At 61.5% G+C, this 3,330-nt stretch carries 3 protein-coding genes; all 3 read right to left on the minus strand.

The features are described from left to right. Positions 1 to 71: 71 nt before the first annotated feature. From J3474_RS17550 to J3474_RS17560, 3 genes are read right to left on the minus strand one after another with little or no spacing between them, the layout of a single operon-like run. Positions 72 to 1,061, minus strand: a complete 990-nt coding sequence (locus tag J3474_RS17550; protein WP_207095034.1) for a tyrosine-type recombinase/integrase — start codon at positions 1,059 to 1,061, stop codon at positions 72 to 74. Then, the gene (locus tag J3474_RS17555; protein ID WP_207095035.1) at positions 1,058 to 1,963 is read right to left on the minus strand and encodes a tyrosine-type recombinase/integrase; all 906 of its coding nucleotides are present in this window, start codon (positions 1,961 to 1,963) and stop codon (positions 1,058 to 1,060) included. The genes J3474_RS17550 and J3474_RS17555 overlap by 4 nt, the downstream gene beginning before the upstream one ends. Next, complete coding sequence (locus J3474_RS17560) at positions 1,963 to 3,195, minus strand: tyrosine-type recombinase/integrase (protein WP_242528454.1); 1,233 nt, start codon at positions 3,193 to 3,195, stop codon at positions 1,963 to 1,965. The genes J3474_RS17555 and J3474_RS17560 overlap by 1 nt, the downstream gene beginning before the upstream one ends. Between the last annotated feature and the right edge of the window lie 135 nt (positions 3,196 to 3,330).

The following is a 3,330-nucleotide window of genomic DNA, read 5'->3' on the forward strand; positions in this document are numbered from 1 at the left end:
GATCCAGTAATGGGGAGCTGGAGCGACCTGGTGGCTTCGTCGACCCATTTCGCTGCCAGCCCCGCTCACCATTACGTTGTGCTCTTCAGCAGCGCCATCAGCTTGTCGGTTGGTTGGAATGTCCCACGACGCAGATGCGGCGGCACGACCGCTTCTATGGCTTCGAGCTTTTCGGTTGGATCTCCGCGCGTATAGACTTCGGTGGTCGTCATCGTAGCATGGCCTAGCCACAGCGATACTTTCCGGATGTCTTGGGTCGCCTGCAGGATGATCATCGCGCAGGTGTGCCTGAGGACATGTGGCGAGACACGCTTTTTGGCGAGCCCTGGCTGTTGCCGTGCCGCGGCTGCGGTGTGCTGCTTGAGTAGATAGGCGAAGCCCCATCGGCTCAACGCTTCACCGCGCGCACTGACGAACACTTCGGGCGTCGCAACCTTTCCACGAATGGCGAGCCATGCGCGGAGTGCGGTGGCTGCCGGCTTCCACAGCGGCAGCGCTCGTTCCCGCCGTCCCTTGCCGACGACGCGTATGCTCATCGACGCCATGTCGATATTGTCGATTGTCAGGCCAGTAAGTTCGGAGACGCGCAACCCTGCACACACGGCGACATGCAACATTGCTCGGTCGCGGATGCCGTCGCGCGTTGCCGGGTCTGGAGCGTCGAGAAGCGCCTGCAGTTCCTCGCGTAGTAGATAGGGAACGAGACGCGTTTCGGTCTTCTTGAACGGGATCGCAAGCACGCGACGGACCTGATCGAGGGCCGCCGGCTGTCGGTATTCGAGGAAGCGGAAGAACGACTTGATGGCCGCCAAGCGAACGTTTCGCGTCACGGCGGCGTTATGACGATGGTCCTCAAGATGCTCGAGGAAGGCGCTGACCAAGCCGGCATCGATCTGCTCCAGCATCAACCTGGATGGTCTGTTCTTGAGCCTTTCAGCCGCGAACTCGAACAGGAGCTGGAAACTCTGAGCGTAAGAATCGCAGGTGTGTCGGCTAGCGCCACGTTGATGGACGAGTGTTTCGCGCAGGAACGCTTCGATGAGGGGAGCGATGGGTGTCATGCTCGCTTCCCCTCAGACATGAACGCATCGCTGGCCATGGCGATGTCGCGCACGAGGTCGGCGGTTGCCTCCAGATACCAATAGGTGGCGTAGATATTGACGTGCCCCATGTACGTTGCGAGCGCGACCATATGCGCACCGCACCGATTTCGACCCGTCGGACTGTCTTGTAATGCCCGCACCGCGAATGTGTGCCGCAGATCATGCAGCCGCGGGCGGCGCGCCGACGATGGCCGGATGCCAGCTTTGCCGACCAGCCTGTCAAAGGTCTCTTTGACTGCGATGTAGCGCAGTGGCTGGCCATGTGCATCGGCGAACACAGGATCATCTCCCGAGCCGGGGCCGCGGCGCTGCAGGTAGCGTTGCAAGCCTGCCGCCGCCGTATCGTGCAGAGGCACAAGACGGGTCTTCCGGAACTTGGTCTCGCGGATCAGCAAACCGTCGCCCGATATGTCGGCGAACGTGAGCTTAAGGGCTTCTGAGATACGCAATCCTGTGGCTGCGAGTAGGGCTATTAAGGTTGCGTAAGTCAGCGGGCGCAGGCTCCCTTGAGGTCGAAGCTGGCCAGCGGTTTCGATCAGGCGAGCGATCTCCGTGCCCGAGTAAATGTGCGGTGGTCGGTGCCTTTTGCGGGCACCGAAGTGATTGCCCGGGGGCAATTCGTGCCGCAAGTCTTCGATGCGGATATGGCGCGCGAAGCGGCAGACAGCTTTCAGCCGAGCGTCGCGCTGTGCAATTGACGGTCCCAGTGCGGCCCAATCGATGGCTGTTTGCGTTTGAACATACGCCTGTCCGCGCTCAGCCGCGAAGTCGGCGAAGCTTTTGAGCAGATACTCGGCATTCGACATCGCAAAGCCCGTGGCACGCCGCAGTGCGAGATAGGTCTCGATGGTCTTCAACATCAGAGCACCTCCGGCCATGGCTGCGCCACCTGCTTCAAAAGAGCGACATCGGCTTTGGCGTAGTGGGCCGTCGTGTCGATCCCACTATGTCGGAGGACCAGGCCGATCTTGTCGAGCGGTACCCCGTGGCGCAGCATCTCTGTTGCCGCGGTGTGGCGTAGGACGTGCGCGCCCTTGAACGGTGTCATGAGGCCAGCCCGCTTCATGACGCGCCTGACCACTGAAGAAACGGCGTCACCGTTCAAGAACGGGCGACTGGGCGCGATCGTGCTCAGGAACACGCGATCACTTCGGCAGAAAGACGGTCGGCATTCGAGATAGGCTGCGACCGCATCCCCGACGTCCTGGGGCAGCGGCAAGCGAACTTCATGGCTCGACTTACCCGTGACCCGCAGCGAACCCGCCTGCCACTCGATATCGATGAGGCGGAGCTGTGCCACGTCGCCGGCCCTCAGTCCGAGGCGAGCCAACAGCAGAACAATGGCGCGATCACGCCTGCGCGCGCCGGCGTCTCCATCGCAGGCGGCAATCAAGCGACTGACCTGTTCGCTCGATAGATATCGCGGCATCTCGGCAAGCTGCCAATGGGCATAGGCCGGAACGGCATTGTCGAGGCCGGCGCGGCAGTACCCTTGCGTGGCGAGGTAGCGCAAGAACGCCCGCAGGCTCGTGGTCATCTTCTCGATGGTGCCGCGCCCGCATGTGCTCGCGCGCGTCATGAAATAGCAGCGAATATCGGCGGGACACCAATGTGTCGGCTCCGCTCCAAGTGCCGCCATGAAACTGATCGCGTTGCGCGCATATAGCCCGATGGTCGCATCAGATACACCGCGATGCTTGCTGAGCCATGCTTTAAAGTCGGCGACCAACTGCGGTTCAGCAGGGCGCATCGCGGCAACTGCGGGCTTGCACACACCTATTTTCTCGAGGTGCCGACGAAAAAGCCTCGCACCGTAGATGGTGTGATGGTTGCGGCGTCCTCCCTTGGCGCGCGGGCATCGGCACGTCCTCAAATGCAGTTCGAACGCTGCTAAATCGATATCGCTTACGCTGGCATCGCGCTCGGCCATGACGTGGCCAACGTGAGCTGCCGCTCGCAGATAGCGCACCGCCGTATCGGGTCCATAGCCCCGCCGTTCGAGCGAACCGGCAAAGCCATCTAGAAATGGTCCGCACGGCCCGCTGCGCAGATGCTCCAGCGTCTTCAACGAAGAAAAGTAGATCTCCAACATGTTTGTCCCCGCTCGTAATCGGCCGTCAGTGGCCGAGCAGACGGGGCACCACCGGCACCATGTTATGAAGAGTGAAAATCGACGATCCACGGGCAAATACTGGCGGTGCAGTCGCCAGCTCCCCATTACTGGATC

The sequence above is a fragment of the Novosphingobium sp. PY1 genome (assembly GCF_017312445.1).
In the GTDB taxonomy this organism is placed as follows: Bacteria; Pseudomonadota; Alphaproteobacteria; order Sphingomonadales; family Sphingomonadaceae; genus Novosphingobium.